The sequence below is a fragment of the Cryobacterium sp. M15 genome (genome assembly GCF_002929675.1).
Classification (GTDB): domain Bacteria; phylum Actinomycetota; class Actinomycetes; order Actinomycetales; family Microbacteriaceae; genus Cryobacterium; species Cryobacterium lyxosi.
Genome location: NZ_PJJW01000004.1, coordinates 1 through 1,654 on the forward strand (window position 1 = coordinate 1; position 1,654 = coordinate 1,654).

The following is a 1,654-nucleotide window of genomic DNA, read 5'->3' on the forward strand; positions in this document are numbered from 1 at the left end:
GGGTTGTTGAGTTTTGTCGTCGAGCTATGCGCTGAAGGCGACTTCCAGATTGGTGTCAGCACGTTGTGTAATTTCGAGTCGCCGTAGGCGCTGGTAGGGTACGTCGAGTTGTTTGGCCGCCTCAGTGAGGACGATTCCGAGGGTTTGACGACGTTGTCGAAGCCGCGGTCCGATAGGTAGCGCGATGGTGGGATTCTGGGTGAGCAATGCGAATATTTCGCTGGCGACGTGGCGTTCGAGGCAGCGGACGATGTCGCGGTCGGAGAGGCCTTCGGTGGTCCGCCAGGCGATGTAGGCCGTACGGGGTTCTTTGTGGTGTGTGCGAAGCAGCACGATGCGGTGCAAGGCCGCGTTGGCCTGCCGGTCACCACCACGAGAGAGACGGAAGCGCTGCCGTGTTCCGGAGGATGCCGGTAGCGGTGCGGCGCCGCAGAGGGCTGCGAATTGACCCTTGGTGGTAATGCGATTTGGATTATCACCGGCGGTGGCGAGCAGGTGCAACGAATGGGCCGACTCCGCTTGCGGCCATGCGGGCCGGGTTCTGACGAACGGCGAGGACAGCGAGTTGCTGGTCGATATGGGCAATGTCTGCCGTCAGCGCCTGGTGGCGTTGCGCGAGCCGTTTCGCGGATGCTCGAGCTATCACCTCCGGAGTGGTCCCCGGCGCCGGACGTGTGCACGCGAGAGTGACCGCCAGTTTGGCACCGTCAAAGCGACGAAAATCCTGTCGGACTGCCTCGGGCGCGCTGACCAACAGTCCGTGGATCTGATTGATGCTCGCGGTGCGTGCCTTGGTGGCTGAGGCGCGTTCCGCGAGCAAGATCCGCATCGATTCGATATCGCCGTCGCGTTGTCGGACACGGCGTGATCGAAAGTGGACATCCTTCTCGAAAATTCTGAGCTCCGTACCGGCTACTGCGGGAGTGGCTTTCTCGTCGGATGTTTCCCAGCGCCTCGCCAGTATTTGCGCTTAACCTGCGGGGCGAGCGGATCCCAACTCTCCGTTGCCGCGGAAGAGACTTAGACGATGCCGAGAACGATTTTCCCGTGGAACGCATCACGGCTGGCGGTGGTCCGTCGTCTTCAACCTCCGCGATTCCTCCAGGTCACCAAGATTGCTGTTGCTGTGGCGATTGCCTGGACGCTGTCCCCTTTTCTCCCTGGGGATGCTCAGGAATTGCGGTACTACGCGCCGCTGGGCGCACTTTTGAGCATGCACCCAACGCTTATGCGTTCTCTCCGCAGCGCTTTACAAACCCTCGCTGGGCTGGCCGTCGGAATCGCCCTCGCTGGGGCCGTGCTCCTCCTGAGCGAGCCCAGCGTGTGGACGATTTCGCTGGTCATCGGCCTCGGTTCTCTTATCGGAGGAATGCGATGGCTTGGTGTGGGCGGGGAACAAGTACCTCTGACTGCTCTTTTCGTTCTCATCATCGGCGGCCCGGAAGCCGATGATTACTCGGCCGGTTATCTCACCCAAGTCTGTCTGGGAATAGTGGTGGGACTTTTGGTCAACCTGCTAATTTTGCCGCCGCTTGCGATCGGCACGGCTGTCGAACGGTTGACTATTTTTCGAGGCACCCTCGCCACGCACCTCAGCGATATCGCCGTGGCCTTGGTCGAGAGTTGGCCTCCGGAGCGTGAACTCTGGGCGACC

At 61.1% G+C, this 1,654-nt stretch carries 3 protein-coding genes; 1 reads left to right on the forward strand and 2 read right to left on the reverse strand.

Translation table 11 applies throughout. From position 1 onward, the window contains the following. Positions 1-24: 24 nt before the first annotated feature. Both CXY83_RS00025 and CXY83_RS17495 read right to left on the reverse strand, forming a co-directional pair. Positions 25-501 (reverse strand): transposase, encoded by a 477-nt coding sequence (locus tag CXY83_RS00025; RefSeq protein WP_158251766.1) that lies wholly within the window; start codon positions 499-501, stop codon positions 25-27. Continuing rightward, the gene (locus CXY83_RS17495; protein ID WP_158251767.1) at positions 476-829 is read right to left on the reverse strand and encodes a hypothetical protein; all 354 of its coding nucleotides are present in this window, start codon (positions 827-829) and stop codon (positions 476-478) included. Before CXY83_RS17495 ends, CXY83_RS00025 begins: the two co-directional genes overlap by 26 nt. 198 nt (positions 830-1,027) lie before the next feature. Here CXY83_RS17495 and CXY83_RS00030 point away from each other — a divergent pair. Further along, positions 1,028-1,654 (forward strand): aromatic acid exporter family protein (locus CXY83_RS00030; RefSeq protein WP_199184829.1); only part of this gene is annotated, 627 nt, incomplete at its 3' end.

Bases quoted from the DNA above. Each gene is read 5' to 3' on its own strand.
- CXY83_RS17495 (WP_158251767.1), bottom strand. From the start codon at position 829: ATGCGGATCTTGCTCGCGGAACGCGCCTCAGCCACCAAGGCACGCACC.